Below are 25,441 nucleotides of genomic sequence, written 5' to 3'. Positions count from 1 at the left end.
AGCGTTGAGTGAGCGGCCACAGGCCACCGAGGAGTGGCCGATGGTCGCGGGACCGGTCATCGCAGGAAGACGTGGATGCGGCCGTCGTCTCCACGCAGCACATCCCAGCGCCTGACGGCTTCACCGAGGAACTTCTGGTAATCGATCGACACGTACGGCCGGATTTCAGGAGCCACTACCTCATCGAGATGCTCCCGCCAGCGAAGGTCGTCGGTGACCTCCTGCGCCCAGTCGACGAGGGTGTTGTAGCTGCCGACGTGAAAGTCGGAGAACTTGTCGAGCTGGGAACGGTCATCGATGCCCGCAAGCGACGCCCAGGCGGAGTAGGCAGCGCCATGCTGGCGCATCCCACGGCCGAGCTGGGAGACCAGGGCTGGATCGGTGACACCGACAACGTCGATCCCGGCGAAGCCTTGCGCTGCGCCGACCGCCCACCTCTCCGCACCAGGTGTTGGTGAGCTGTCGAGCATGGCGGCAATATCAGCTTTGAGGTCGGCCGGTGGTCGGTCAGCATCGATCCACAGGCCGTGATGGATGCGCCGCGCAAGACTCGCGAGATCGCTGATGAAGACGCGAGGAACGTAACTGCGAAGACGTTCGGCCACCTCTGGGCGCTCCGCAGCCTCTTCTTGCTGGCGCTGTCGTTCGAGCCAGTAGCCGCCAAGCCAGTCGATCCAACGTGTGTGCTGCTCGTTAGTAGTCGGATCGAGGCGCATGAGCCCCATCTCACGGAAGGCAGCTGGAAGCAGTTCGCCGTGTGATGCGAAGTGCTCCAGTGCCGGTCGATCCTCGTTCGCTAGCGCAGCCCCGATAACCCGCGCAGTGTGCTGGTCGATGACCAGATCGCCCCGTAGTGCAGCGGTGATACCAATCTCGATCCGTTCGTCGATCGTGAACTCGTGTCTGTCGGGGTGGTGTTCACCTCCCTCGTAGTGTGGTCTTGGTCGTTCCATCAGGAATCCTCCTTTCGCTTGGTTGGTTGCTTTGCCCTCCATTCGGTTAGGCGCTGCTCGGTGAGCGCGGCGTACGTTGGATTGAGCTCGATGCCGAGCCAGTCGCGATCGTGTGCTTCAGCCGCCAGGGCGACCGATCCCGCGCCCATGAACGGGTCAAGCACGCGGCCTGGGCGCCACCGGCTGTGGCCGCAAGTGGCCCGCAGCGGACCAAGCGCCAACCGTCGTCCGTTGATCACCTGGTCTGCCCGGAGCCAGGACTGTCCACAGTCCTGACACACCCGCTCGGGACAGGTGCTCAGCAGCGGTCGGCGCACCAACTCGACCGGGAAGGTGGCGAAGTGCGCGCCACGGAAGCTCGCCGTGCCCAGGTGCCAGACGTCACCACAATTCTTACCTAGTGGATGGCTTTCTTGTCCGCGTGCCTTCATCCCGGCGAGGCCCTGGTTGAGGTCGATACGCGGTGAGATGCCGCCGCCGAGCGAAGGCACCGCCTCCCGAGGTGGATACAGCGCACGGCCACGACGACCGGCATGAGGTGGTGTGACGGCTGGTACGCGGATGGCGTCCAGGTCGAAGTAGTAGTTCGGCTGGCGGGTGAAGAAGTAGAGGAACTCATGTGTGGTCGTCAGCCGGTCGCGCACGCTCGATGGCATCGGGTTCTTCTTCGCCCACACCACCTGGTTCCGAAGCAGCCAGCCAGCGCGGGTCAGCCGAAGTGCCACCCGCTGCGGTGCGAGTAGCAGGCTCTTCTTGGCTGAGCCATCCTGGGGATGCCTGGCGTAAGAGTCGCCAAGGTTGAGCCACAGCGCTCCTGTGGGCGTCAGCACCCGCGCCAGCTGCTCACCGATCGCGGCGATCTCGTCGGCCCAGCTGTCGACGTTGGGCTCACTGCCGATCTGCTGATCGTTGCCGTAGTCACGGAGTGCCCAGTAGGGCGGGCTGGTGATGATGCAGTCCACTGCGCCGTCAGGTAGTTCCGCCAACCGCTGACGGGCGTCGCCGACCAGGACGGTGTTGAGGGGTGGGAGTGCTGAAGTGGTCATGCGGCACCTCCTTCGGTAGCGGGAACTTGCGTGAGGGATGCGACCGCATCCGCGGTCAGACAGATGGCAAACAGCGCGCGGGCGTCGTGTGGCAGTTGCCTGATGGCTCTGGTGATGGCTTCTAGCCGGCCGTGAGTCGGCACCAGCCACCAGACCTTGGGGAACACCTCGTGGGCCCGTTGCTCGTCGCCGCTTTGCCAGTAGGCGGCGTAGACGTCGAGCTTCCGCCCGATTGTCGGCAGGCTCTCGGTGGCCATGTCCTGCTCGATGAAGGCTGCCAGCTCGTAGTCCTCGACGCCGAGCCTCAGGAAGGCATCCGGCTTGAGGGTGATCGCTTGACCGCCGAAGCCGGTGAAGCGACGCCAGGCGTCCGGCTCACCGACGAACTCCAGTAGCTCGTCCTCGCTCTGGCGGACGTGCTCAACGAGCCGGACGTACAGCTCGCTGATAGCCAGCAGGTGCGCCTGAAAGGCTGGCTTGGTCTCCACCACCCGCCGGTGTCGGCGGCCTCTGTCCTCGTCGAGGTCGAGCACGGCGTACCCCCAGCCGCTCAAGCCGATGACGAAGCCTTCGCTGCCCGCCCGCACGCCACCGACCCGACGTTCGAGGCGCACGATGATGTCCAGCTCGGCCAGGCGGCGCAGTGTTGCCCGCGTCTTCCTGGCTTGCGTAGTTGGATCGCCTGCCGCGAAGTGGAGGCGTCGCAGTTGTTGGCCGCTCAGCAGGCGCAGTCGGTCGAGGTCACGCAGGATGGCGAGATCGCGCTCGGAGAGTCGCTCACGCAGCCGAGCGGCGCGGCCCCGCGCACTCACCAGCCGCCTCCCAAGGGGGCGAAGTGTCGGCAACGCGAGAGTGATGTTTGTGGTGGCCAGGAGGTTGAGGAGTCGACACGATCGGTAGGGCGATAGGTAGGCAGTGGTCTGTTCATGATGACCTCCTTCTCTTCGTTCCAATGGCACCGGCAGCGCCGGATGCCCCGTTGTCTTGCCAGCGCTTGAGCAGCTGGGCGTCGATGTCTTCGGGCAGTACGCCGAAGCGCTCGGTGATCTCGTGCTGCGCTTCAGCGGGGTCATGGGTTGGCTCCGGTAGCGGCGGCGTCGACACGACGAACGGTTCACTGGTTGCGCCGTCGACGAGTACTTGAGCCGCCGCGTGGTAGGCAGGAAGCCGGAGCAACGTCTCAGCCGCGACGCTGTCGCCCAGTACGCCCGCCAGCTCCTTGGCATCAGCCTTTGCCGGTCGGTACACCAGGCGGGAGCGGGTATTGGCGAGGACGGCGGCTCTGAGGGTGGTACTGAGCTGAGCGAGGTGCTGATGCGCCAAGGTGAAGCCGGTGTTCATGCCGCGGGCAGTAGCCAGCATGTCGGCGAAGTCCATCCCGGCTGTGAAGGTCTGCCACTCATCGACCACTACGGACACCGGTCGTCGGTCGCCTGCAGGAACAGCAGCTTGCCGCTGCACCGTCTCGCGGAGTTGGCCGAGTAGCAGGCTGCCGAGTAGCCGCGAGGTTTCTGGTCCAACGATGCCCGCGTTCAGGTTGACCAGGACGATCAGCGGTTGCTGGTAGAGCTCGTCCAGCCGCAGCGTCGGAACGGCTTGGCCAAGCAACTGCCGCAGCGGGCCGCGTGCAGTCCAGGCACGCGTCTTGTTGAGGATCGGCATCACGACTCGTGAGCGCTCGATGTCGCTCAGCCCGTCGAACCAGGCCGCCCACGGCGCGATGGTCAGCGGGTCGCTCACCTGGCTGAGGACTCGGCGGCGAAAGCCGTTGTTGGTCAGGATGGCCGGAACATCGGTCAGCGTGCCGTCATCGAGCCGCGAGGCCATGATCAGGCTGTGGAGCAGCACGTCGGTGCTCCGTGGCCCGAGTGCACTGCCGAAGATGTCGCGGAAGAGACCAAGCAGTGAGTCCGCGCGGCGCTCGGCATCCGAAAGCGGCCCGGCAAGCGGGTTGAAGCCGATCGCTGGCCCTGACGTGCCGGGGTCGACGACACGGACCGACGAACGCTGGTCCGCTGGAAGCCGCGCCAGCACATCGGCAACAAGGTCCCCTTTCGGCTCGATCAGGAACACCGAGCGCCCCGCTTCGATGTCGCTGAGCAGCCAGCGGGCCAACGTCGTCGACTTCCCGGCACCGGTTGGCGCGATGACGTGTACGTGACTGGCCAGGCTGGTTTCTGGCACGCGGACCAGCGCATCGCGGCTCTGGGGATGGACGCTCGTACCGACGACCCGCTCTGTGGTGGCTGTAGCCGGTGACAGTCGCAGTGACCGCGGTGGCGGACGCATGGCGAAGTCATGACCCGGAACGGCGACGCCGTTGACCGGCCAGCCAAGGAGCGCCGCTAGCTCGGCGGCGTTGAGACTGCCGCTCCAACTGCGCCGCTTGCCAACGACGAGCAGCAGCAGCTTGGCGACCTGACGCGATTGCCAGGTGCCCTCAATCCGGGCATTGGGCCCGGAAGCCAGCGCCAGCGCACTGACGGCCGCACCGATCAGTTGGCCAGCTCGCTTCTGGTCGGCGGCCACCGCTCCGAGTCGGCCGCGGATGCCGAACAGCGGCTCGGTGATCTTGTCGCGCCAGGCCGCTTGCTCACCGGAGCGTGGGTTCGGGGTCGCCACTAGGCCCAGCGCTTCAAGTGGGGTGAACGCGGCTGGCGGTCTTGATCGGGCGTAGCTGGGACCAACGACCCATTGCAGGACAAGCACTTCGTCGCGGCCGAGGCGTCGTCGAAGGCCGAGGATCCCCGCGGCAACGTTGCCTGCCGTATCGAGGCGGAAGGGATAGGCGAAGCTTGAAGGCTGCAGGTCACGAGCTGTCGTTGGGAGCTGCCTGGGGGAGGAGTGGACTGACGTCAGCGAGAGATTCGGTAGCTGAACGGCCAGGTCTCCGAAGAAGTGTCGACCGAGTCGTTCGTCGCAGCCAATGAGCCACCGAGCGCCCTGCTTGTCGAGCCAGACTTCAAAAGTGACGACCGGTTGGGCTTGGCTGAGGCCCAAGCGCGGACGGCCAGCAAGCGTCCGCACTAGTCCCGTGAGATCCGCCAGGTCCATCCCTCTAGGCGGTACCGCCTCCCGCCAGATGAGCTCAGCCATCGTGGCGCTCCTGCGTGGGTGGTGCGGGCTGATGTGGTGCGCCGGGGGATGGTTCGGCGGTGCTCGCGGTCAGACTGCTTGCTTGCTGCAGCATGGCGAGTGAGATGCAGGCCCGCGCTAGCTTCCGGACAGCCGGATGCTGGTGCGCCTGCGCACTGATAATGACGTTAGGTTCTGGGGGCGATTCGGGCATAGGTTCCTCCTTTCGGTCCGCCCGAAACAAGGAAAATGCACGCACGAAACACACTTACTCTTGACCAATATCCTGGGTCTGTGAGTAAATAAGATATGTGCATCCTCGATTCCGGGGGTGCTGCTATTTAGGGCGAAGGGCGTGCTGCGCGGCAAGCTCGTGGAAGCGTCGGCCAGACTGTCTTTCCACGGGTTACCGCTGGTAGCGCGCCCCCGTCCAACTTTCATTATCTGATAATTAGCTGATTCAACAAGCCTTTTTTGTATATTCGACAACACCGACAGGCAGGTCACGACCGGTGACACGTGCCATTCGAACGTGCGGAGCACGGCATCAACGCGCTCGTGCCTGCCTGCCGATGGTCTTTTGACCTAGCGCCGCCGTCCGCCTCGGCTCACCAGGAGATACACGCCAACGATGCCGAGGAGCGGGACGGCGACATGTACCAGCTCCACCACAACCTGCAGTGCCAGCTTCACCGCGACGGTCAGGCAGACGATGCCAAGCCCGAGCCCGACGAGTCGTCCGGCAAGTGGCGGTCGGTCGGCACCCTCACTGCGCCGAAACAGCGGGCTCACGTCGCATGCTCCTCTTGAAGCCCAGTCAGCGGCACGACGCTGCTACCTGGACGGTGCTGCACCAGGCTGGCGAAGACTGCTCTCCCGACGGCGCCGGGCGGATCGTCCCGCATGACCGAGGACGTGACGATGCGCTCGTCCAGCGAGCCAATCATCAGGCCGCCGAGCACGATGGCGTGGACGTCACCTGGAAACCGAGCCAGCTCGTCGAGTGCCTGCTGCGTATCGGCGTCCAGCAGCATGAAGTCCGACAACACGGCCAGGGTGGCTTCGTGTCCAGGGTGAGCTTGCGCTAGGGCAATCGCCTGACCGAGGCCCGGCAGCAACTCGCTGGTTCCTGCCACCCCTCGGGGAAGCCGAAGCCCTCGATGCAGACGCCGAAGCCCGAAGCGCGTGAGCGGTGTCGGCCAGACGTCTGCACCAGTGGGCGTATCAAAGTGCAGGACGGCCCCCAACTCACGCCGCGAGCCACGCCGAGCCACCGCCTTGAAGGCGGCGCGCATCTCTCGGTAGCGCTGTGACAGCGGATCGGTCCCTGATGCGCCGGTGATCGAGCCGGAGTCGTCGCTGAGCGCTATCAGGAGCGTTGGCATTGGACTCGGCTCACCGACGTCGCCGAAGAAGAAGCGGTCCCCGGCTCGGAACCGCTGCTCCCGACCACCGACAACGTCGCCCTGCAGTCGAGCTGACAGGGCTCGGCTCGACAGCAACGCTGACGGCCGAATCACGATGTTCCTCCGCGGCGCACCCGCCAACCGATCGCTTCACCGTTCTCCCCAGGCGCGTAGCCGTGGCCGACCACGTGCGGGTTATTCCGCAGTACCCGCCAGCACAGCGACTCGATCTGCCTGGCTGCTGCAGCGCCGCGGTACGCCGCCTCGCGGCGAAGTGAGCTGGCGGTTTCTTCACTGGCTGCCTTGATCTTGAACGCCTGGGAGGCCGCCAGCTTCGTGTACCGCTTCTCTGCCGAACGCACGCGCTTCCGCATGGTGGCGAGCAGGTCTGCTACCTCGTCGGCTGCCGAGTAACAGAGCAGGCCCGATGCCACAGCAGTTCCAGCCGCCAACAAGCCGAAGGTGGTGCCGGTGATGCTGCCATCGACGCTGGCACGGAGTGTGAAGATGCCGATAGCGACGAGGCCGACAGCAGGCCGACCAGCTTGATCACGCGCGTGCCGGCCGTCGGCGCGGTGAACAACCGCCGGTAGAGCCGTTCGTCCTCCGTCAGCGTCTCCGGCTCACGTTGCCGTGTTAACGCCAGCCGCATGTCCTTGAGTTCCGTGCCGACGAGGCCAGCGCAGGCGGCGGCAAAACCGGCAGCGAGGGCTTGGCCGAAAGCGATGTACGGTACGTCCCCGTTCATGACGGCTGCTGCCCACACACCGGCTGTATCACCGCAAATTAGTACCAACCATCCCAGCCAGTAGCGGAGCTTGGTGCCAGGCTCCCGCCGTACATAGGACATCAGCAGACGAGCGGCGTGTTCGTATGCGGTCCGTGCAGCCTGCACCTCCCTACCGGCTTCAGCCAGCAAGAACTGGAGGGACGTCGTCTTGAGGCGCAGGCTGTGTGCCCGAGCATCGTGCGCTCGGGCTCGTTCCTCACCCCATGCAGCCCAAGCCTCTCGCTGTTCGTCCATCAAGGCCGCGTACTCGTGCTCGACGTACGTGCTGCCGATGGTCGAGGGACGTGGATGGGCGCCAGCATCGACGAGCCGCGGCAAGGTGATCGCATCAGCCTCGCGTGTCCGAGCGTCTACGGCAGTACCAAAGTGGGCACGCCGAACGTTGCTGATCACCGTCTCACCGCCCCTGCGGGGCGTAGTCCGAGACCGAGGTGCAGGCTGCGGCCTCGGTGCGCTGACAAAGCCGGTCGTAGTAGGCAACCAGGCCCTCGACGAGCGCCGAGGGCGGCGCCCCTTCAGCAACTCGACCGAGCCCGGCGACGACGACGGACGCGCCCGGGAGCTTCGGCACCATGACCTGATCCGCCAGCGCGGTGGCCTGCTCCTTCGTGAGCACCGTTGCGCCGAGGTCGACGCCGACGTTCTGCAGCCCGTCGGTGAACATCATCAGGTCGAGCCGGTAGCGGTCGCCGAGCTGCTGTTGCCACTCAGCGGCCAGTCGGTACTGCGCCGTGATATCTGAGCCGCCCTGGGGCAGCGCCTGTATTGCGGAGCTGTAACCGGTGCGCAGCTCGTTCACGGTCTGCGCGACGGCGTCCGGCACCTTCTTCAGCCGGGCGTTGTCGGTAGCTCCGTCTTGCTTGAGTGAGCCATCGAACAAGACCTTCGTCGCGGCGCTCGATGCCGAGAAGACCAGCACCCGGAGGTAGCCCGAGCAGACCGCTGTACGCCGAACAACGTCTTCGACTGCGATCATCCGCTCAGCCGCGATGGCGTCCGAAGTGCTGGAGCCGGTGCCATCAAATGCAATGAGCGATGCCGGGGGTGTGCCTGGGTCGCACGCGGCGAGGACCTGCTGATGCTTGCCGAGTTCACCGTGGCCGGAAGAACCTGCACCGCAGGCTGGCAGCACGAAAGCCGCCAGTGCGAGTGCCGCTAGCTTCGTGAGGCGGTCGTGGCGTCGGTCAGAAACCTTGTTCTTGATTGTGTGCGTCATGACGATCTCCTTGTCTCTGAGGTATGAACCCTCAGCCCTTGACTGAGGGCTTGGAAAACCGGGGAGCCGACATCGTCGGCTCCCCGGTTCTTACTGCCTACTAGGAGGACTGCTCGTTGCCGGATCGGAAGCGCGTCGGCTTATGCTTCTCGTTATGGGCGCGACGGATACCGCGCTGCAGCTTGTCCTCGTTCATCACCGGAAGGATCGGACCGTCTTCTCCGCGGTGGATCGAAGCTTCGAGCTTCTTCAAATCCTTTGCGCGACGCTCGATCTCCTTGCGCGCCTTGGCGTTAGCTTCGTGCGTGTACTTGTTACGTGACATGAGGTAGCTCCTTGTCTGTGAGTTGATCGGGTTTCGCATCCCATATGGGCATGCTGCTGACAAGGAGAACCGTATGTAAGCGAGAGGTGAACTCCTACGGGGTGTCGGTCAGTCATACGGTCAACTTTGACCGTATGACTGACCGACATGTTGACTGACATGCTCTTGCCGCGAAGAGTGTTTGCAGCTAATGCGCGCTTTCCCTTGGTCGTCTTAGCTGCGGTGTCCTTGTCATGCGTCCTTTAGTCACGACCTATGTGGCACTTGGCAGGGGCCGTATGCACATGGCCTACAAGGACAACTCGTTGTCGTTCACCGGTCCAGGCGACATACTTGCTCGGTGTCACAGGACAGATCACTGATCGACAGGATCACCGATGAACTACGCCGTTTGGCTGAACGTGGAATAGGCCAGACGTTTGAAGAGCGCGGGAAGAAGTGCTTGATCGACATTCCGAAGCTCTGTGAGTTGACCGAGAGGCACTTCTCGGATGAGTGGGAGCGGGACCAAGCTTTAGCACTTGAACTATTGGTACGGCAGGGCATCTCACAGCTGGGCGGACGATTTGGCGCGATCTCCTGCCAGGAGGCGGCACTGCGACTGTACAATCTCCAAAGTCTCTCAAGCGATTCGCATAGGGTGCTGCCGATCTATCCAGAAGAGGAGAAGCGCTACCCTGCTATTCGGGGAAAACTTGAGGAAGAGGCGCGCGTCTTCCATGGAGGCTCGACACTGCAACGGCGAATTAAAGCACTTCGGCGCAGTTTGGCCACCATTCTCGCTCATCCGGATTTCGCCTTCAATCGACCGTCGAGTGCTAGTGTCGCCAGCGCCGAGGCATCGCAACCTTCTTATTTGAGTGAGCGGGTCGAATTCAGCCTTAAACAGTGGCCGATCTGTGACCGTGAAGTTCCGTACGTGCGACGGGCCGAGTATCACGACGCGTTCGACGCAGCTTTGAATAACGGTGCAAAGATCGTTACATTCGTTGGACCACCTGGTTCAGGTAAGACTCGCTTGGTAAGTGAGATTGTTGCAGAAAAGATCCAGGCGGGCGAAGGCTTCCATTTTCTAGAGTCAAACGATGAGCATCTTCTTGCACTGAATGCTGCAAGGATACTTGCGGGTATCGGAATTGAAGTTGCTCGGATGAACGATGAGCAAGTCGTCCGGGCGTTTCTGAGCACGTTACATTCGCAGGCGGCAGCACCCTTCACGATCTTCCACGGGTTGCATGACGAGAGCATTCTGTATCGGTTGAACGTGGCAAAGCTGGAAACCGTAGTTATAGTTATTCGAAGCGTTTACTTGCCTGAAGGCATGCAAGCTACATGCGTGCCGGTTCAGCCTTTCGGTACACAAGAAGCGCTCAAACTAAGCGAGCATATATTTCCTGATGAAGACGAGGCGCAGCGTAAGCGGCTCATATTTACGGTCGGTTCGTCGCCTGACATTCTTATACGTACCAAGTCTTTCATCTCGCGTATTCAGGGACACACGTCTATTGATGATTTCTGTCGATCTTTCCCGAGAAATGCTTCACTGATCCTGAGGAGTACGTCCAGCGATCTGATTTCGACCTATAGATATGTCATTGATCGACTCGATAAAAGTAATCAAGACGCTGCGGAAACTTTACAACACATTGTCTTTTTGACTGATCTGTTCCCGATAGATCTGCTGGTCGCTGCTACAGCGATCAAACACCGATCGCACATAGATGATCGCGGAATAGTTGAAGGCGTCGTTCTGTTTGCACTCGACGTACTCAAGCGACACTCACTAATCGACTATGACGGCGGCATAGAGGTCAAGCTGAACAGGCTCGCTCAAGCTGTATTGCGTGATCTAATGCGAGTTCATAACGGGCAGGAAGTGGCCGCGCGACTGCGTGCTGCAATAATCGAACAATTTCGCCTGCGGCTTGAACGTGATTGGTCGTCGAGACCTCAGTCGATTAGGCAGTTCATGATGACCGCGCGACTGTACCTTGATCAGCTTTTCCACCTCGAGCGAACTGAGTTGTCTAGCGCATCCGAGGATGCTGCACGTGAAGTTGCAAGAGTCATACAGGAACTCGGTGGCGTTTTTCCGTTAGGTCAACTCCAGACTATTGAACCTGTAGACGAGAGCGATCACCCGCTAATTTATCAATTAACTTTCAGGCTGGATCGAACTCGAGTTAGCGGGAATGTCGATAATCTGCGTCTTCGTTCCTCAAACGACTTGAATAGCGCTGACCCGGCGAAAAGAACTGACTAATTGTAAACTTGACCGTGTGCATGATTATTGCTAAATTGATAGATGATTCCGCATTTTGATTTAGATTGCCAAGTTGGTCGGATGCCGAAGGTGCGTCCATCAGGTTCCTGGTGGACGCACGGAAGATATCGGACCGATCAAAAGGAGGCGTGCATGGCGCGCCGAGCAGAGTCAATGATAATGGCGCGCTGGTGGGCAGATCAGCTGCGCAACCAGAGCTGGTTGAAGTACGAGGATTCAAAATATCGGTCGCGCTTTAAGAAAGATTTCCGGGTTGCGGCACTTGGCGAACACATGCTTCGAGATTTCGAAGAGCAATTAGCTGTTGTATTCGACCGACTATTGTCGGACCTAGGCCCTAAGCCTTGGACGTTGATCGGATCTCGGCTGCCCGGTCACTTTGACCCTGTGATTCTCGAGGCGGCAGCAAAGACGCGCATTCATTTAACTGAGTACTTGTTCCCCAGTGGTGCATGTACTGCTATCCAAGATGGTGTTGTTCTTGCTTGGAGTGCAAATACCGATAAGGTGGTTTTGCGCGGAAAATAACGCTGATCGATTCGATAATGTTCGCCCCTATTTTGCAACACAAAACGCCCCCTTTGGCGTGTTGCAAAATGGGGGCATTTTGTAAGTAGCTGTTTCCGGGCTATTGGGTTGGGTGAGTCGGCGGCTGGTGATGCGAATCATAGGCCATCGGACCATGGCCTCGTGGTGGTGGCGTAGTCGTTCGTAGTCGCGGACGCAGCGGCGATGCCCGCTGATCTACGCCAAAGTCCGCTCTACCACCCAACGCCTGGGCAGTACGGTGAAGTACGGCAGTTGCGGGCGTTAGACGATCTCCACCAGCAAGCCGAGGGTTGCGCGGGCCCAGTCGTGCAGAGGGCCGGTGTAGCCGCCGTCGGTCCACACCAACCTCACCCGCCCACCGGCGGTGGCGTGCATCCGCCGCAACAGGCTGCGCGCGGCGACCCGGTCCTGCGTCGAGGCCGGGGTCGCCAGCACCGCCAACAGCAACCCCATGGTGTCCACGACGATGTGCCGCTTGCGGCCCGCGACCTTTTTCCCACCGTCCCACCCCTGCGTGGCTCGGCTCACGGTCTCCGCGGCGCGCACCGACTGCGAGTCCATGACCGCCGCCGACGGAGCCGCCACCCGCCCTTCCACAAGCCGGGCCCGGTCGCGCAGCCTGTCGAGCAACCGCTGCGACGCACCGACCTTCTCCCAGGCGGCGAAACGCTTGTAGACCGTCTGCCACGGCGGGAAGTCCGCTGGCAGGGCGGGCCACTTGATGCCGTTGTCGACCAAGTACAGGATCGCGTCCACGATCACCCGACGACAGTACTTCTCCCACCTCCCACCCCGACCGGCCAGACACACCGGATCGGGCAACAGCGGGTCCAACTCGTCCCACTGGGCATCGGTGACATCGGTGGGATACCGCGCCGTCCGCACGGTGGACCGGTGGGAGGCCGCCAGGCGGCAACAGAGAGAACCCGCGGTGGAGCTACCTGCGGGGATCGGGCACGATAACAACGGAACTCCTGGCAGAGCGGCGCTTCGACAACGTCCGATCTACTAGGAGTTCCCTCGTCTTCGCACCAAACGCCCTCCACCCGACCAAGGTCGGAAATAAGCACTAAAGCTGTTAATTTGGCAACTGATTTGAATCGTCGTCTGAGTCAGTGGGATGAGCTGGTTTACTCGGTTCGTCTGCATTTTTTTCAGCGCTTGCGCTTATCTTGAAAAGGTCTACCTGGCCTTCAACGACCATGTGGGTAGGAATTGTGTCGATAGGCTTCTCCGATGACTCAGGTGTTAAGCGGAACCGGAATGATCTTACGCCGAAACCCTCGCTAACCGGCGTTTGCTCTACGAGTTCGGGGCTACGGTTCTTGAGGCGCCACCGCATGCCTTCACCTCGCATCCTTGAGTAGGTCGAACAAATCTCCGATACTAAATGCGACTAGGTCGTACTCCCCGTCTTCGAGCTGCTTTACTATTGCCGGAAGACCGCCAGCAATGATCCCCGTGTTTATTTTCTCATGGAGAATTAGAAATGCTCGCTCCCATTCGTCGCGAGTTCGACTGGGGTATCTTTTTGCGTAAGTATCAACAACCTTATCGAAGCTTTTTCTTAATGCTAGGTCGTTTGGTCGAGCCAAGTCCGGTTCACTCCTCATGAGTCCTTTTTGTAGCGTGCTATTTTTATGGACACCATACCATTTTATAGGTACGGTCACAATAGGCTATTCGGCTGATTTTGTTTGATGTCGAGCTCTTGTATTGCATATTTTTACTCTTGTTTGATCGTGGGCACTATTTGGAGTCGGCATGGTTGGGATATTATGCTCATATGTCGCCCGACCTTCGGAAGACTCCCGCCGACACCACCGTCGCTCGTGTGCAGAAGAGCTTTGCCACGGATTTCAACCTCCGGTCTGCAGTCCACAAACGTCGCTCCCTCGGCTACGCCACCACCCGCAACACCTGGGTCCGCATCGAAGTCCGTGACCTCGCCCGCGTAGACGGCCAGGGCTGGGGCCTCGAAGCCGCCGCCGTCCTGGACGGCGTCGCCATGCCCGCCTGGCTGCAAGGCGTCTCCTGGATCGACCACGAGCTTGGCGTCATGTGGCGTGCCGACGAAACCGAGCGTGTTGAAGACAAGGCCATCAAGGCCGGGGGCATCCTGACCGTTGACCCTGGCCTGTCCGAGTCGTGGTGGGAGACGTTCTCGACATCCATGAACGCCCTCGCTGCCCACACCACGACCCGGACTGCCACTCCTCACCTCCAGCCCATCACTCAGGAGCGCTTCAGCACGACCGTTCACAAGGTGTTCCCCGAGATGGACACCACGATCAGTGAGTGGCGAGCTGCTCACGCCGATCTCGCTTGGGGCAACCTGACGGCTCCGGGCTGCACCTTCCTCGATTGGGAAGACTGGGGCATGGCGCCGCGCGGTTGGGACGCTGCTTCGTTGTGGAGCGCGTCGTTCGCCGTCCCGACCTTGGCGGAGCGGGTGTACCGCGAACGCCAGGACGACCTCGAAAGCACCACCGGCAAGTTGGTGCAGCTTTACCACTGCGCCGAGATCCTGGCGTTCCCGCCTGGCTACGCCGACGAGCTGGTGCCGCTCGCGAAGCAGAACGCCGAGCGCCTGCTCAGCGAGCTACGCCCGTAAGTAGACCCTGGTAGCCCGCCGCCAGGTCCGGCGTTACCTCGGCGCAGATGTCTTCGGCGATCAGGAGGCCGGCAAGGGCGTGGGCATTGACGCCAGTCACTGCGGTCAACTGGTCCAAGTTCACCGGCTGTCCGCCGAGTAGCGGTCGCAGTGCGGGCAGGGCCTTAACTGGGAAGGTCATCCGTCGCGCTGCGGCCGACACACTCACCGTGCCATCCAACTCCTCAATGTGCGGCGGGAACTCGGTGACGCAGACGACCTCGCGCGGCGAGCCGAACAAGCCATGCGTGACGACGTGCCGTGCCGCGGGCAACTCCTGTTCGCGTCCGGCCAGGTAGTCGTCGACCGACGATGTGGCAGCTAGCTTCACCGCCGCGTCGGTGAAGGCGAGCTGCTGTTCGCCGCGCAGACGCACCGAATCCCAGCGAGCGATGTCGTGACGGAGAACTTCGTCGCGGCGGGATTGGTCAGCCAGCCAGGTCAGGTAGTCCACCCCGGTGCGCTGGGGGAAGCCGAACGTCAGATGCAGGCTGTAGCCGTCACCGTGGTCCTCCCGGGTCGCCTGGTGCCAGTAGCCACGTGGGATGTGCATGACGTCGCCCGGCTGCATAGTGCCCTGCCAGACGATCTCCTCCGGCGGCGTCTGGTTAGGCTCGGCGTCGCGGTACATCGGCACGGGGCGAGCCAGGCCGCGCACCTCCCACGACTTCTGCCCGGCCACCTGCACGATGATCACGTCGTGGTCGTCCCAGTGGAGCTGGAAGCCAGCTGCACTCCCCGTGGTCAGGTACGTGTTGACCTGCACCAGTTCACGCGCCCACCACTGGAGAGCACGGCAGGCAACTTCGAGTGTGGCGTCGTAGGTGTTGACCGCGTCCAGCACCAGCGTGGCACCCTCTTTGAGCAGCCGACCAAGCCTGGCCATGTCGACCATCTGTACGGCCTCGGCCCGGCGCATCGCTTTGGTCATCAGGTATGCCTGCGGGTGTACGTCCGAGCCGTCTTGCAGGCAACGCAGCCGAGCCGAGGTCATGCTCCGGCGCATGATGAGGTCGAGCAAGCGGACGGGAGTCAGTAGCCGTTCGCCCAGTGAGACCTCAGGCAGTGTGCCGCGGGCGAACTCTCGGCCGAGTAGCCCCGGGCCGAGCCAACCCAGGGCATCTTCGATGCCACGCACAAGTCGGTGATCCATTTGTGTTCTCCGTTAGGTGAGGGCACGAAGGGCTCCGCGCTGTACTCGTGCGCGGAGCCCTTCGTGGTCATGCGGGTGGGCACTGAACAGTGAGGTGAGCCCGGCCCTTACGGGTCGCGGTTCTCGCCCCAGTCACCAGAGCCACCATCAGATGCCTGCACCTCGGCGCGGTCGTGCACAACTGCCGTGTGCGTCACCTGCACCGAGGCGAGCAGCTCGGATTCGTCCATGTCTTCACCTCCCTCCAGTCGATCGGTGTTCCACCGCGCCCGACGGGCGCGGTGCGGCTTAGGCGCCGCTGGCGTCGCTCGGAGGCCAGGCAGGCACGTTCGACGGGCACTGACTGACAGGTAGCAACAGCTGTGCGGCCACCTCGGCAAGCGCGCCCTGGTCACGGGCCAGCGCGGCAGGCGGCGCGAACGGCGCGTTCACGCTGAAGCTGTTGATGAGCTGGGCGCGGACCGTGTGGAAGCCGGAGGTCGAGTCCCGAATCTGGACGACATCGAGCACCCCGCCGGGCAGGAAGCGGTGAAGGTGGAGCCCAACGACGCGTGCGTCAGTGTCGAGGAGCGGCACAGTGCGGAAACCGGCCTCGGCACGCAGGCGGCGTACCAGCTCGTCCTCGTGCATGGGCGCTACCACCACACCGACGTGTCGTCCGTGTGCTGGCTCATGACCACGATCTGCGCCTGCGTCTGTGAGATCCGGAGCGCCAGGACGATGAGTGCATGCCTCGAGCGCGACAAGTGGTCTTCGCTTGGCACCACGAAGCCGAAGGTCTCGGGCATCGCCAGCACGTCGAGCAGACCTGCAAGGCCAGGCCGCTGCACAGTGTCGCCGAGCTGGCCGCGGTCGACGAAGATATTGGCCAGCACGAGGCCGTGGGTGCGGCAGAAGTGCCGGATCTCCCGCTGCCAGGCCACGATCTCCAGCTCGTCCGGCTCCTCGGCCAGCAAGTAGCCGTAGACCACCTTGGACGTGTCCATGGAGAGGAGGGGCTGCTGCTTCTTCGCGGGTTGCATGGCTAGAACGCCTCCCGCAGCCGGTAGGCCAGGCGGAGGTGGTCGCAGGGCCAGACTTCGCGGCAGCGTGGGCAGCTGCCATCGACGTTGGTGTGCAACAAGAAGGCGATGACCGTCAGGTAGTACAGCGTCGCCGGTTCGGGAACATCGGCGTCTGGGGCCGTGACGTTCTCGGCGAGAACGTCACGGCCGCTCAGCGGAATGACAGCCGCCAGGTTGGTCATGAGAGATCGCCACCTGCTCCTGTTCGGCGTTGATCGTGGTGGGTGGCATCCAGCGCCGGGGAGCGGGGCCGTACCGGCTTATCGAGGGGAGAGATGGGCCGGTAGGGCTTCCTGTCGGGGTGGTCACCCGACGCCGGATGCCTAGTAAGAAGCGAACCGCGATGAACGCCGGACCAACAGCGCATGAGGCGCGCATAGACCGCGCATTGACCGCGCACGGCACCATCTACCTGGTCAAACGCGTGTCCGCTACGGTGGACGCAGGTACCGGGAGGTCGGTGTGGTGGCATCAAAACGCGCACGGTTCGCCAGCGCCCGTCGCGCGGCGGGGTACACCCAGGAACGGCTCGCCGGAGTCCTCGGCGTCGACCCGTCCACGGTGCGCCGCTGGGAGGCGGGCGACAGCGAGCCGCTGCCTCACGTGCGGCGGAAGCTAGCGGAACTGCTCACTGTGTCGCCGGACGAACTGGCGTTTCTGCTGGAGCAGGCCGTGCCGGTCGGCATCATGTCGATTGTCCCGCGCTCCGGTGCTCACGATGCTCTCACCAAGCTGCCGGTTCACGGCGTGAGTGTCCCGACCAAGCCCACGCTCATGAGCGTGCTCGACCAGACTCGGCTGTTGGTTGATCAGACGCTCTCCGCCGGGCTGGCGTCAGCCACGCGCCTGACCCTGATCGAGGAACGGGTCGCCAGCCACGTTACGAGCTACACGCGTACGGCACCGGTGGCGGTGCTCCAGGGAGTGGTGCCGGACCTTATCGAGGTACAGACGCTCGCGGCCGAACGGCAGCCGGCAGGCATCCAGGCCCGGTTGTCGGAAGCCACTGCGGTACTTGGGCTGCTGAGTGCCGACGCCTTGATGAAGCTGGGGGAGATCAGCCGCGCGCGGTACTGGTACGGCACAGCCAGGCTGGCCGCTGACGACACGGCCAACCCTCGCCTCCAAGCTCAGGTGCGCGCCCAGGAAGCGATGCTGCCCTACTACTACGGCCGCGTGGAGCAGACCGTGGTCCTAGCTCAAGCCGCGCAGGCCTTACTGCCACAGACGATTTGTAGCGCCGTCGCCCTGGCCGCTGCTGCCGAAGGTCGGGCGTTGGCGCGTCTTGGCAACCGCGAAGGTGCCGAACAAGCGATGCACCGAGCGCAGCAGATGGTCGACCAGCTCAACGAGCCAACGACCGACGCGGCGTTCCAGTTCAACGACAAGCGGCTGCTGCTCTACTTGTCCGGCACGCTGACGTACCTGGGTGAGACCACTCGTGCCCGCCAGGTCCAAGCTCAGGCTTTGGAGCGGTACCGCGCTGATCCAGCCATAGCGATCGATCCGGCACTGATCCGGCTCGACCAGGCGGTCGGTGAAGCCAGCCGCGGTGACGCTGAAGGTGCCTGCGAGCTGGCGGTGAGGACCCTTGAACAGCTGCCACCCGAACACCGCACCCGCATCGTGCTTACCCGCGCCCTTGACGTCGTCGCCGCCATCCCGGCGGCTGAGCAGCAGCGGCCCGCTGCTTGTGAGCTGCGCGAACTGGTCACCGCACAGGAGAACAACCACTAATGGCGCTTGCTGGTCGTAGTCTTCCCCGGCTCACCGAAGCCACCTTTACACCCGAGCGCACTCGGTTGGTGCTTGAAGCCATCTGCGAGCAAGCCGGGCTTGATAGCACCGGGGCCGAACTACTCCGACACCAGACCAACGCCGTGTTCCGACTCGCTGTAGAGCCGGTCATCGTCAAGGTGGCGCGGCCGAACATCCAGCACACCGCAGCGGTGGTGTCGCTGGTCGAGTGGGTGAGCCAGCACGAGGTGCCGTCGGTGCGGCTGCTGTCCGGCATCCAGCAGCCGCTCGAAGTAGCGGGTTGCGGCGTGACCTTGTGGCGCTACCTGCCACCGACCCGCGTGGTTGCGGCTGGTGACATCGCCGGACCGCTGCGCGCCCTGCACGACGTGCCGCCTCCGCCGTTGCCGCTGCCGGAGTTGGATGCGCTTGGCGCCATCCACCGCTCGATCCAGGCGAGCACGATCATCTCGGCGTATGAGCGCGGTGTCCTGCTGCGGCGCTGGAGCCAGCTGGTCGACGCGGTGCCTGGTCTTCGCTTCGACGGCCCGTCCCGTCTGATCCATGGCGACCCGCAGCACCGGAACACCTTGTGGGACAAGGCGAACGACAGGGCGGTGCTGTGTGACTGGGACAGCGCGGCAATCGGGCCGGTGGAGTGGGACCTGGTGACCATCGAGGTGCACTGTCGTCGCTTCGGCTTCCCCGAGCAGGAGTACGAAGACTTTTGCGCCCGCTACGGGCGGGACATCCGTGAGTGGGAGGGCTTCGCCGTCATGCGCGACCTGCGTGAGCTGAGGATGGTGACGACGAACGCCCGGAAGTCGGCTGCTGGGTCGCCGCAGGCCGCGGAGGTACAGCGGCGGATCGCGGCGCTGGAGGCAGGGGAGGGACTGCGGTGGTCAATTTTGTAGGTGCTGCACCGCCTCGAGGGAGTACTGGGTACGTGTGCATTGTTACCATCGGCAGGTGGCGCATCTCACCTACATGACGGTGTAGCGCCCAACAGTACGCATCTAACCATGCCCTCGCCGCTGGTTGTCCGGAAAGGCGTGCCATGGTTGTCAACTGTCAAAACTCCTGTCCTGCCGTTCGATGACCAGTGGAACTTTGCTTCCCAGGTGCAGTCGCATGTATCGGTACTCGCCTCGACCGCAAAGGTTTCACTTGTTTGGGCCGCGACCTCGTATGGGAAGGCCACGGGCTCGATGCGCCAACCGTTCTCTCTTGCTTCTTCGATGGTGTCCCCGCTCAACTCGCGACCAACCACGCGTGGGTGATCCACGTCGAGATCAACGTCCACCCAACGGTATGCGAGCGGACCGCCACACGGGCGGGCGATTACCGTGCCGTTAAGCGGTGCCTTACGATCCAGTACGACAATCTCGAGTCCGGTGATGACCACGCTTGAGGGGCCCACTCCTTGTGCTGTCATGAGGATCTTGCTGCTATCTGCTGGTGCACCGTCGGAGATCGGCTCATAATCTTCCCAACTCTCCAGTGCCTGTAGATCTTCGTTCAATCTTGAAATCTCGTCCGGCCTCTTTGGTGTTACCCAGTCAGAATCGCAGGAGTGCGTCTGCGGATCGACTGCGACAACAAGGGGCTCAGCAACTTGTTGCTCCGACGTGGGCACTGCACTCAGTGCGCCAGCACTTCTTTCGGCCTCTGTGGCCACTTTTGGCCACAAGGTATATGACAACACGAAGGTCGCCACGCTCAAGATTGCAATAATCCCCGAAATCAGGGTGTAGCGGTCCCGTCGCGACTTCTTGGAAAGAATGATCACAACCGCAGTCAATAGAATTAGGAAACTGGCCACGCGCACGATGGGGCCGATGCCGGAAGTCAGCCAGCTCTCGAGTTGGGCGAGGTCTGCAACAAGGCCGATTACTCCGGCCACTCCGAGGAGTGATGCGGCGATAACAGCAGCCCATACGCTTTTTGCAGAGTCGAAGAGTCGGTTCTCTCGTGTCATCAGCATCCCACGCGTGCACCATGAGTCTTTGCGGGAAGTGCACGCCGCTTCCCGTGCGCCGATACGCCTGCCTTAGCCACAGCTGGCAAGATCGGGGGTTGTTGAGTTGAGCCAAGTGGCTGTCCAGGAGCATACGGCGTCAGGCGGGCGAAGCGACGCCTGTCGTTGACCTATTCGGGTGAAGTAGTTCGCGCCAGGTGTACTGAGTCGTTGGGCCTGACGTTACGCCACGCTGGTACAGGCCGGACGTAACGGCGAACGGGTGATCGAGCCTCGAACTCCAGCATGCACGCTTGGCGCTCCGTCACGCTGGCCTTCGATCTGTTAGTGCCGTTCTTGGGAGCCTCACGTGGCCAAGACCCGCTCCACCGGCCTGTTACCCGTCCTCGTCCTCGGCGCCGTCGTCATCCTCTTCGGCCCCACGCTGCTCGACAACGTGCAGGATGCCGTCTCCGAACTCGGCAGCTCGGTCGAGCCGAGTTACGTCGTCGCCCCGGCCGTCAAGCCGCGTACCGACCGGTGCACCGCGGACCAGCTGCTGAAGGAGCGGCAGTGCGACGACCTCAAGGTCGTGCTGCTCAGCGCAGAGAAGATGCCCTACATCACGCGCAACATCCAGCTCGCCTGGGCCGAGGGCAAGCCAGCCATCCTGCACAAGGACGCCCCCGGCACCGACCAAACGAAGCGCAACACCGTCTGCGGCTCGGGCGTGTTCACCAAGACCTTCCCGGACGGCAGCTGCGACGAGTACGCCTTCGCCTCCACTGTCGAGGGCGGCTCCTTCGCCACCGTTCGCACCGAGGAAGTCCCCCTCCGGGAGCAGAACTGCCAAGGCGGCACCCTGCGCCAGGAGTACCGTCGGGCCAACATCGCCCAAGGTGACGCCTTCATCGTCGTCATCACCAACCCCGGGAAGATTGCCACCAGCGCCTACGCCGGAAGCGACACCGCCGAGGACCAGTCATGCACCAGCTGATCGATGCCTACGACTGGATTGAGCACCAGGACGTGGTGCTCACATTCGCCGTCATTCAGGACTCCACGACGGAGGACGTCGTGTACGTCTACGGCGGCGACCCGGCCCGGAGCCAGCTCATGACCACCATCGAGGCCGAAGACGCTGCCCTCGATGACCCTGGCTTCTTCTACATCCAGGTGTTCGAACACCAAGAGCACATCATCGCCCTGGAGAACAACGGCTGGAGCGGCACCGTCCCGGAGATTGCCCGCCGTGCCTCTGCGGGCGACTCCACCTTCTTCTCGGTGCACTGGAACGTCAACGGCCTGTTCCGCGTAACCGCGGCCGAGGGTGGCAAGGTGACCGCATCGTTCGACCCGATGCGCGTCGACGCCGATGATCCGGGTGACCTCGTCCCTAGGTGGGCCGCCGACGGGCCCTTCGAGATCGGCAAGTTGCGGGCGGCCTCGCTGGCTGTCGCCGAGCGGCGGACCGGCGTGGCCTTCGACCAAGCCTGGACCGTGGCCAAGCTGCCGACCTACCGCATCCCCGACCCTGATGTCCTGCTGGAAGGCGTTGAGAGCGCACGCACGCCGTGACGGTTGGAGATTCCAGCGTCTACTAGGAAGGTTCGTCGGTTTGATCGAGCCGTGCGACAACCTCGGCCAGTGTGGTGCCGAGCGCCTCCGCGATGTGCCGCGTCTCGATGACGTCCAACCGTCGCTCGCCCGACTCGTACTTGCTGACGAACGACTGCGGCTCGTCCAGGCGCTCGGCCACCTCGACTTGCGTCAGTCCCGCATCCAAGCGCAGCTGCCTCAGTAGCTCGCGAAAGCGGCGGTACTCGTCGGAGGTGATGCTCCTGTCCACCGGCAAAGGTCACTTGGCCACTTGCCAATATCCCAAAATCGGATATCTTGGCGTGGCGTCCGCTCGGGCGCCACGCCAAGATCATCAGGAGGGGGTGGTTCGCATGCGCTTGGTCATCAGCGGTGGCGGGGGCGGCACCTGATCTGCCCCGAAGTAGTGCGAAAGCCCTGGACGTCAGTAGCGTCCAGGGCTTTCGTTACTATTCAACACTAAGACAAAACTTGCTACAATGTGTAGTGAATGAAACATCCGCTCGACCAGCTCTACGCCACCAAACTGCAGCTCATCGCGGTACTCGCCGTCGTGCTTGGTACGACGTTGCTGCTCCTGGCTCACTGGTCGAGCACCTGGGGCTCTCTGATGCCAGAGTGGCTCATCGCCCTGCCACTTGGTGAGGTCGGCTCCACGATCTTCAGTACCGGACTCTTGGCCGTCTTCTTCGAGTACGTCGACCGCAAGCACGGCGACCAGCGAGCCGCCGAGCGGGTACGTGAAGCAATCCGCCACGAAGCGCCAGCCATCCGTGATGCTGTGCTCGGCAGCTTCGCCTTCGACGCCGAGACCTTGAAGGGCGTCGCCTCGGACGAGACCCTCGACCGCATCGCGACCAACGCTCTCGGCCTCCGGGTCCATAGCCAGGCGCTCGCACAAGACCTCTACGCCGACGTACGAGACCAAGTCGTCCAGGCCACGGAGCGTTGGCACGACGTCAAGGTGTCTGTCTCTCTCGCCCCTTGGAGTGCAGGACCGGTCTCTGGTGAGCGCTCGATGTTCGTCGCCACCATCCGCTGGGAGTACCGCGTCCGACCTGCCAGCTCCAGCCTGCGCTTCGCCTGCGTGGCGGATATTAGGGAGTACAAAGAGATGCTGCGGGACCAGGCTGTCACCTCGGTGTGGCACTTCGATCGGTCTAGCGGCCTGGGCGCCAGTGATCCCGAGGTCTTCCAGCTGCTCAGCTTCACCGTGGACGGCAAGGATAGGAAGATCCGCCGGACTGAGCGGACCGGTGCTCAGGTCTACGCGGTCAGCCTCGGTGCTGCGGCGGACGACGAGGTGACGCTGGCCTACACCTACCGCACCCTCGTGCAGCGGCACGGCCACGTGCTTTACCTAGACCTGCCGCGCCCTACCAAGGGTCTGCATGTCCAGCTTGACTACACCGGTGCGGGCATCCGCCGAGTGAACACTCTCGACTACTTCGCCAGCAGCCGCCAGGCGCGCGTCGAGGAGGCCGCTCGGACGGCTGACGCCAAGACGGTGAACGTCAGCTTCGACGGCTGGGTCTTCCCGCGGTCGGGCGTGGCGTTCGTGTGGGTGCTGGAGGAGGAGTTGCAGAATGTCCGCAGCTCGCGAGTGTGACTCACGTAACATCATGCGATCGTGCGGCGATGCCGAAGTCAACGACATGGAGGCTGGATGACCATCGCTGATCGACAGGACGACGATCGAGGTCTTCGGCTTCTCCGGGCAGCGAGCGCAGCAAACCAAGGCGCAGCTCGCGTGGAAGCAGCCCGTGGGCTTGCGTCGCTCGTCCTCGTCGTGGTCGCCGTCATCTTCGCCATCCTGGGGAAGCCTCAACCAGTCCTTGCGGCGGTCGGGTTCGCGTGGACCTTGATGTCGACCCTCCTGCTGGTGCCGGTATCAAAGCGCTTGAGCGTGGAGGCTGCGACCGTGCAGGAGCACTTCGACACCTATGTCTTCACGCTGCCATGGAACAAGCTGCGCGCTACCAAGCTCGACCCTGAGCGTTTGCACGAACTCGCAACGCGTTACCGAAGTGGCGATGATCGTATCCGCAGGTGGTACCCAGATACTGATCAAGTGAGCTGGCCGTTTAACGTGCTTATCTGTCAGCGCGCAAATCTCATGTACGACGTCGGCCTTCGTGAGCGATGGGCGCGTATTGTGGAAGCACTGCTCGCGTGCTGGGTCGGCACCGGCGTGCTTATTGGCTGTCTTGCAGGTATGACCGTATGGAACCTGCTACTGGCCTGGTTCATCCCATCTTCTGCTGCCATTCTGCTCGGGTTCGAGATTATCCGCGCACAACGTCAGACGGTCAGTGAACGGAAAATAGCCCTGGCCACCGTCACTGCTGAGCTTGACCATCTTCACGATGATCACGATGCCGATGACCGTGATGCGGTAGCTATGAAGTGTCGCGAGATCCAGGACGCCATCTTTGAAACCCGTAAGCAGCCGAACCGCGTACCTGGGTGGTTGTACAGGCTTTTGCGGACGAAAAACGAGGCCAAAATGAAGGTGGCGGCTGAAGAGTTGGGATCGGCACCCGATGCGTAGTGGGAACACGACCTCAACGAGGAGGCGTTATGGCTAGCACAACCGCCAAGGCGTTCGATGAATTCAACGAACTCGTAACGCCAGGAACTTCTCTGCGAGAAAAGGTTGATCAACGAAAAGCTGCCGTGATTGGTGTACTGAAGGCGGCGTTCCCGTCAACGGCAGACATTCAGCACCAGTCGACAAAGGTTATTGGCTCGTTTGGTCGCAACACGGCAAGTTTGCCAGTCGATGACATCGACCTTATGGCTCACCTTCATGTGGACAGCGACCTCTGGTCGAAGAGTTACTCTACTAACTCGGCCGACTTTCTCTATCGGGTTCGCAGCAGCTTGAGCAATGCTTCAACAGTTCGGAAGATCGGTGCCCGCGGTCAGGCGGTTCGAATCTTTTACGCCGATGGCCTGATCGTCGATGTTGCTGCCGTCGTGAAGTACACCACAGGCGGCTATGGCATCCCCGACGGTTCGGGCGGGTGGCTAACAACCGATCCGGTGCAGCACGAGTCGTATCTAAACGAGCGGAACTCTGCCGTCTCAGGTAACTTGAAGAAGTTCATCCGCATAGTGAAGCAGTGGAACAAGGCGCACAGCGGCTACCTGGCATCGTTTCACCTTGAGATGTTGGCGGCAAGAACCTTCAACACCCTAGGCAACAACACGAGGGAGGCGTTGAAAACCTTTTTCGACTACAATCATTACAACTTGAGCGTTTCTGACCCCGCCGGATACAGTGGGGATCTTTCTACGTATCTAACACAGTCTGCACGAGACTCGGTAAACAGGAACATCAAGGCTGCTTTTGACCGTGCCGCTCTTGCCCTGGATGCCGAAAATCGAGGTGACCATGCCGAAGCCATGAGGCAATGGCGGATCGTGCTAGGAAGCAGCTTTCCGGCTTACGGATAGCACGCGAACATCCATGAGCGCTGGCGCGCGTATGTCTAAACCGACGACCTGACGTAGGTGTCACGATCCGCAATATGAAGCGATCTGGTCTTCGTCGTGAACGTCGTTCCGCTGCTGGTACACTACCCCGCGGCGCGCGGAACGTCTGAAATATCGGTCTATCGGGGCGGAAGAT

At 62.4% G+C, this 25,441-nt stretch carries 29 protein-coding genes; 10 read left to right on the top strand and 19 right to left on the bottom strand.

Annotated elements, in window-relative coordinates; genetic code table 11:
* Positions 1 to 56: 56 nt before the first annotated feature.
* The 10 genes from FM051_RS03565 to FM051_RS03520 form a co-directional block, all read right to left on the bottom strand.
* A complete protein-coding gene (locus tag FM051_RS03565) occupies positions 57 to 995 on the bottom strand; it encodes an antirestriction protein ArdA (RefSeq protein ID WP_158840580.1) in 939 nt (312 codons plus the stop codon).
* Entirely contained in the window at positions 953 to 1,999 is a 1,047-nt protein-coding gene (locus FM051_RS03560; RefSeq protein ID WP_158840578.1) for a DNA-methyltransferase, read from the bottom strand. The genes FM051_RS03565 and FM051_RS03560 overlap by 43 nt, the downstream gene beginning before the upstream one ends.
* Complete coding sequence (locus FM051_RS03555; protein ID WP_158840576.1) at positions 1,996 to 2,811, bottom strand: replication-relaxation family protein; 816 nt, start codon at positions 2,809 to 2,811, stop codon at positions 1,996 to 1,998. Before FM051_RS03555 ends, FM051_RS03560 begins: the two co-directional genes overlap by 4 nt.
* A gap of 112 nt (positions 2,812 to 2,923) precedes the next feature.
* Positions 2,924 to 5,095 (bottom strand): type IV secretory system conjugative DNA transfer family protein, encoded by a 2,172-nt coding sequence (locus FM051_RS03550; RefSeq protein ID WP_202918660.1) that lies wholly within the window; start codon positions 5,093 to 5,095, stop codon positions 2,924 to 2,926.
* Positions 5,096 to 5,659: 564 nt separating this feature from the next.
* Positions 5,660 to 5,866 carry a hypothetical protein gene (locus tag FM051_RS03545; RefSeq protein WP_158840575.1) on the bottom strand — a complete coding sequence of 69 codons (207 nt, stop codon included), beginning with the start codon at positions 5,864 to 5,866 and terminating at the stop codon, positions 5,660 to 5,662.
* Positions 5,863 to 6,459 (bottom strand): hypothetical protein, encoded by a 597-nt coding sequence (locus FM051_RS03540; protein WP_158840573.1) that lies wholly within the window; start codon positions 6,457 to 6,459, stop codon positions 5,863 to 5,865. Before FM051_RS03540 ends, FM051_RS03545 begins: the two co-directional genes overlap by 4 nt.
* A 131-nt stretch (positions 6,460 to 6,590) precedes the next feature.
* The gene (locus FM051_RS03535) at positions 6,591 to 6,854 is read right to left on the bottom strand and encodes a hypothetical protein (RefSeq protein WP_158840571.1); all 264 of its coding nucleotides are present in this window, start codon (positions 6,852 to 6,854) and stop codon (positions 6,591 to 6,593) included.
* A gap of 17 nt (positions 6,855 to 6,871) precedes the next feature.
* A complete protein-coding gene (locus FM051_RS03530; protein WP_158840569.1) occupies positions 6,872 to 7,663 on the bottom strand; it encodes a hypothetical protein in 792 nt (263 codons plus the stop codon).
* Positions 7,664 to 7,667: 4 nt separating this feature from the next.
* The gene (locus FM051_RS03525; protein WP_158840567.1) at positions 7,668 to 8,486 is read right to left on the bottom strand and encodes a hypothetical protein; all 819 of its coding nucleotides are present in this window, start codon (positions 8,484 to 8,486) and stop codon (positions 7,668 to 7,670) included.
* Positions 8,487 to 8,586: 100 nt separating this feature from the next.
* On the bottom strand, positions 8,587 to 8,811 hold the full coding sequence (locus FM051_RS03520; protein WP_158840565.1) for a hypothetical protein: 225 nt from the start codon (positions 8,809 to 8,811) through the stop codon (positions 8,587 to 8,589).
* A gap of 340 nt (positions 8,812 to 9,151) precedes the next feature.
* Here FM051_RS03520 and FM051_RS03515 point away from each other — a divergent pair, with 340 nt between their 5' ends.
* Positions 9,152 to 11,074: a hypothetical protein gene (locus tag FM051_RS03515; RefSeq protein ID WP_158840563.1), complete on the top strand. Its 1,923-nt coding sequence runs from the start codon at positions 9,152 to 9,154 to the stop codon at positions 11,072 to 11,074.
* 153 nt (positions 11,075 to 11,227) lie between these two features.
* Entirely contained in the window at positions 11,228 to 11,623 is a 396-nt protein-coding gene (locus FM051_RS03510; protein ID WP_158840561.1) for a hypothetical protein, read from the top strand.
* A 282-nt stretch (positions 11,624 to 11,905) separates the two neighbouring features.
* On the opposite strand, the gene FM051_RS03505 is transcribed toward FM051_RS03510, so the two are convergent.
* Together FM051_RS03505 and FM051_RS03500 are read right to left on the bottom strand one after the other, a co-directional pair.
* On the bottom strand, positions 11,906 to 12,529 hold the full coding sequence (locus tag FM051_RS03505) for an IS5 family transposase (protein WP_202918659.1): 624 nt from the start codon (positions 12,527 to 12,529) through the stop codon (positions 11,906 to 11,908).
* Positions 12,530 to 12,990: 461 nt separating this feature from the next.
* Complete coding sequence (locus tag FM051_RS03500) at positions 12,991 to 13,257, bottom strand: hypothetical protein (RefSeq protein ID WP_158840559.1); 267 nt, start codon at positions 13,255 to 13,257, stop codon at positions 12,991 to 12,993.
* Positions 13,258 to 13,430: 173 nt separating this feature from the next.
* Here FM051_RS03500 and FM051_RS03495 point away from each other — a divergent pair, with 173 nt between their 5' ends.
* The gene (locus tag FM051_RS03495) at positions 13,431 to 14,258 is read left to right on the top strand and encodes a hypothetical protein (RefSeq protein WP_158840557.1); all 828 of its coding nucleotides are present in this window, start codon (positions 13,431 to 13,433) and stop codon (positions 14,256 to 14,258) included.
* Here FM051_RS03495 and FM051_RS03490 read toward each other — a convergent pair.
* From FM051_RS03490 to FM051_RS03475, 5 genes are all read right to left on the bottom strand, one after another.
* Positions 14,239 to 15,450, bottom strand: a complete 1,212-nt coding sequence (locus FM051_RS03490) for a JmjC domain-containing protein (RefSeq protein WP_158840555.1) — start codon at positions 15,448 to 15,450, stop codon at positions 14,239 to 14,241. The two genes, FM051_RS03495 and FM051_RS03490, sit on opposite strands and share 20 nt — an antisense overlap.
* Before the next feature lie 107 nt (positions 15,451 to 15,557).
* Positions 15,558 to 15,680 carry a hypothetical protein gene (locus FM051_RS53015; protein WP_274383445.1) on the bottom strand — a complete coding sequence of 41 codons (123 nt, stop codon included), beginning with the start codon at positions 15,678 to 15,680 and terminating at the stop codon, positions 15,558 to 15,560.
* A gap of 58 nt (positions 15,681 to 15,738) precedes the next feature.
* Entirely contained in the window at positions 15,739 to 16,080 is a 342-nt protein-coding gene (locus FM051_RS03485; protein WP_158840553.1) for a hypothetical protein, read from the bottom strand.
* 5 nt (positions 16,081 to 16,085) lie between these two features.
* Positions 16,086 to 16,472: a recombinase family protein gene (locus tag FM051_RS03480; protein ID WP_158840551.1), complete on the bottom strand. Its 387-nt coding sequence runs from the start codon at positions 16,470 to 16,472 to the stop codon at positions 16,086 to 16,088.
* Positions 16,473 to 16,474: 2 nt separating this feature from the next.
* Positions 16,475 to 16,696, bottom strand: coding sequence for a hypothetical protein (locus FM051_RS03475; RefSeq protein WP_158840549.1), 222 nt, complete (start codon positions 16,694 to 16,696; stop codon positions 16,475 to 16,477).
* Positions 16,697 to 16,979: 283 nt separating this feature from the next.
* On the opposite strand from FM051_RS03475, the gene FM051_RS03470 reads away from it, so the two are divergent.
* On the top strand, positions 16,980 to 18,251 hold the full coding sequence (locus FM051_RS03470; protein ID WP_158840547.1) for a helix-turn-helix domain-containing protein: 1,272 nt from the start codon (positions 16,980 to 16,982) through the stop codon (positions 18,249 to 18,251).
* Positions 18,251 to 19,165: a phosphotransferase gene (locus tag FM051_RS03465; protein ID WP_158840545.1), complete on the top strand. Its 915-nt coding sequence runs from the start codon at positions 18,251 to 18,253 to the stop codon at positions 19,163 to 19,165. Before FM051_RS03470 ends, FM051_RS03465 begins: the two co-directional genes overlap by 1 nt.
* A gap of 65 nt (positions 19,166 to 19,230) precedes the next feature.
* Here FM051_RS03465 and FM051_RS03460 read toward each other — a convergent pair whose 3' ends face one another.
* Positions 19,231 to 20,235: a hypothetical protein gene (locus FM051_RS03460; protein WP_158840543.1), complete on the bottom strand. Its 1,005-nt coding sequence runs from the start codon at positions 20,233 to 20,235 to the stop codon at positions 19,231 to 19,233.
* A gap of 343 nt (positions 20,236 to 20,578) precedes the next feature.
* On the opposite strand from FM051_RS03460, the gene FM051_RS03455 reads away from it, so the two are divergent.
* Both FM051_RS03455 and FM051_RS03450 read left to right on the top strand, forming a co-directional pair.
* Positions 20,579 to 21,205 carry a NucA/NucB deoxyribonuclease domain-containing protein gene (locus FM051_RS03455; RefSeq protein WP_158840541.1) on the top strand — a complete coding sequence of 209 codons (627 nt, stop codon included), beginning with the start codon at positions 20,579 to 20,581 and terminating at the stop codon, positions 21,203 to 21,205.
* Complete coding sequence (locus FM051_RS03450) at positions 21,193 to 21,786, top strand: DUF6461 domain-containing protein (RefSeq protein ID WP_158840539.1); 594 nt, start codon at positions 21,193 to 21,195, stop codon at positions 21,784 to 21,786. Before FM051_RS03455 ends, FM051_RS03450 begins: the two co-directional genes overlap by 13 nt.
* A gap of 22 nt (positions 21,787 to 21,808) precedes the next feature.
* Here FM051_RS03450 and FM051_RS03445 read toward each other — a convergent pair whose 3' ends face one another.
* Entirely contained in the window at positions 21,809 to 22,057 is a 249-nt protein-coding gene (locus tag FM051_RS03445; RefSeq protein WP_158840537.1) for a helix-turn-helix domain-containing protein, read from the bottom strand.
* Positions 22,058 to 22,297: 240 nt separating this feature from the next.
* Here FM051_RS03445 and FM051_RS03440 point away from each other — a divergent pair, with 240 nt between their 5' ends.
* The 3 genes from FM051_RS03440 to FM051_RS03430 are packed head-to-tail and all read left to right on the top strand — an operon-like array spanning position 22,298 to position 25,266.
* On the top strand, positions 22,298 to 23,416 hold the full coding sequence (locus FM051_RS03440) for a hypothetical protein (RefSeq protein WP_158840535.1): 1,119 nt from the start codon (positions 22,298 to 22,300) through the stop codon (positions 23,414 to 23,416).
* A 57-nt stretch (positions 23,417 to 23,473) separates the two neighbouring features.
* The gene (locus FM051_RS03435) at positions 23,474 to 24,358 is read left to right on the top strand and encodes an S-4TM family putative pore-forming effector (protein WP_158840533.1); all 885 of its coding nucleotides are present in this window, start codon (positions 23,474 to 23,476) and stop codon (positions 24,356 to 24,358) included.
* Positions 24,359 to 24,387: 29 nt separating this feature from the next.
* Positions 24,388 to 25,266, top strand: a complete 879-nt coding sequence (locus FM051_RS03430) for an SMODS domain-containing nucleotidyltransferase (protein ID WP_158840531.1) — start codon at positions 24,388 to 24,390, stop codon at positions 25,264 to 25,266.
* Positions 25,267 to 25,441: the final 175 nt, after the last annotated feature.

It is taken from the genome of Saccharothrix deserti, from assembly GCF_009769385.1.
Lineage (GTDB): Bacteria > Actinomycetota > Actinomycetes > Mycobacteriales > Pseudonocardiaceae > Actinosynnema > Actinosynnema deserti.
The sequence above is the reverse complement of the archived record's forward strand: the minus strand, read 5'-3'. Positions and strand labels throughout refer to the sequence as shown.

What these genes read in the sequence shown, in the direction of transcription:
- FM051_RS03565 (WP_158840580.1), bottom strand. Translation starts at nt 995, where the DNA reads ATGGAGGGCAAAGCAACCAACCAAGCGAAAGGAGGATTCCTGATGGAA.
- FM051_RS03560 (WP_158840578.1), bottom strand. Translation starts at nt 1,999, where the DNA reads ATGACCACTTCAGCACTCCCACCCCTCAACACCGTCCTGGTCGGCGAC.
- FM051_RS03550 (WP_202918660.1), bottom strand. Translation starts at nt 5,095, where the DNA reads ATGGCTGAGCTCATCTGGCGGGAGGCGGTACCGCCTAGAGGGATGGAC.
- FM051_RS03540 (WP_158840573.1), bottom strand. Translation starts at nt 6,459, where the DNA reads ATGCCAACGCTCCTGATAGCGCTCAGCGACGACTCCGGCTCGATCACC.
- FM051_RS03535 (WP_158840571.1), bottom strand. Translation starts at nt 6,854, where the DNA reads ATGCGGAAGCGCGTGCGTTCGGCAGAGAAGCGGTACACGAAGCTGGCG.
- FM051_RS03525 (WP_158840567.1), bottom strand. Translation starts at nt 8,486, where the DNA reads ATGACGCACACAATCAAGAACAAGGTTTCTGACCGACGCCACGACCGC.
- FM051_RS03520 (WP_158840565.1), bottom strand. Translation starts at nt 8,811, where the DNA reads ATGTCACGTAACAAGTACACGCACGAAGCTAACGCCAAGGCGCGCAAG.
- FM051_RS03510 (WP_158840561.1), top strand. Translation starts at nt 11,228, where the DNA reads ATGGCGCGCCGAGCAGAGTCAATGATAATGGCGCGCTGGTGGGCAGAT.
- FM051_RS03500 (WP_158840559.1), bottom strand. Translation starts at nt 13,257, where the DNA reads ATGAGGAGTGAACCGGACTTGGCTCGACCAAACGACCTAGCATTAAGA.
- FM051_RS03495 (WP_158840557.1), top strand. Translation starts at nt 13,431, where the DNA reads ATGTCGCCCGACCTTCGGAAGACTCCCGCCGACACCACCGTCGCTCGT.
- FM051_RS03490 (WP_158840555.1), bottom strand. Translation starts at nt 15,450, where the DNA reads ATGGATCACCGACTTGTGCGTGGCATCGAAGATGCCCTGGGTTGGCTC.
- FM051_RS53015 (WP_274383445.1), bottom strand. Translation starts at nt 15,680, where the DNA reads ATGGACGAATCCGAGCTGCTCGCCTCGGTGCAGGTGACGCACACGGCA.
- FM051_RS03485 (WP_158840553.1), bottom strand. Translation starts at nt 16,080, where the DNA reads ATGCACGAGGACGAGCTGGTACGCCGCCTGCGTGCCGAGGCCGGTTTC.
- FM051_RS03480 (WP_158840551.1), bottom strand. Translation starts at nt 16,472, where the DNA reads ATGCAACCCGCGAAGAAGCAGCAGCCCCTCCTCTCCATGGACACGTCC.
- FM051_RS03475 (WP_158840549.1), bottom strand. Translation starts at nt 16,696, where the DNA reads ATGACCAACCTGGCGGCTGTCATTCCGCTGAGCGGCCGTGACGTTCTC.
- FM051_RS03465 (WP_158840545.1), top strand. Translation starts at nt 18,251, where the DNA reads ATGGCGCTTGCTGGTCGTAGTCTTCCCCGGCTCACCGAAGCCACCTTT.
- FM051_RS03460 (WP_158840543.1), bottom strand. Translation starts at nt 20,235, where the DNA reads ATGCTGATGACACGAGAGAACCGACTCTTCGACTCTGCAAAAAGCGTA.
- FM051_RS03450 (WP_158840539.1), top strand. Translation starts at nt 21,193, where the DNA reads ATGCACCAGCTGATCGATGCCTACGACTGGATTGAGCACCAGGACGTG.
- FM051_RS03440 (WP_158840535.1), top strand. Translation starts at nt 22,298, where the DNA reads ATGAAACATCCGCTCGACCAGCTCTACGCCACCAAACTGCAGCTCATC.
- FM051_RS03435 (WP_158840533.1), top strand. Translation starts at nt 23,474, where the DNA reads ATGACCATCGCTGATCGACAGGACGACGATCGAGGTCTTCGGCTTCTC.
- FM051_RS03430 (WP_158840531.1), top strand. Translation starts at nt 24,388, where the DNA reads ATGGCTAGCACAACCGCCAAGGCGTTCGATGAATTCAACGAACTCGTA.